This is a genomic window from Desemzia sp. FAM 23990, from assembly GCF_045528485.1.
Lineage (GTDB): Bacteria > Bacillota > Bacilli > Lactobacillales > Carnobacteriaceae > Desemzia.
Genome location: NZ_JBGQQW010000108.1, coordinates 1 through 254, shown reverse-complemented (window position 1 = coordinate 254; position 254 = coordinate 1). Strand labels below are relative to the sequence as shown.

Genomic DNA, 254 nt, shown 5'->3' with positions numbered 1-254 from the left:
AGACAACTAGGATGTTGGCTCAGAAGCAGCCATCATTTAAAGAGTGCGTAATAGCTCACTAGTCGAGTGACCCTGCGCCGAAAATTTACCGGGGCTAAACATAACACCGAAACTGTGGATAGAACCATTAGGTTCTATGGTAGGAGAGCGTTCTAAGGGCGTTGAAGCTAGATCGTGAGGACTAGTGGAGCGCTTAGAAGTGAGAATGCCGGTATGAGTAGCGAAAGACGGGTGAGAATCCCGTCCACCGAATG

General features: G+C 48.8%; 1 rRNA gene. It reads left to right on the top strand.

Annotation, left to right across the window (positions count from 1 at the left end):
* Window positions 1-254 (top strand): 23S ribosomal RNA (locus ACEN4I_RS13675); the annotation flags it as partial.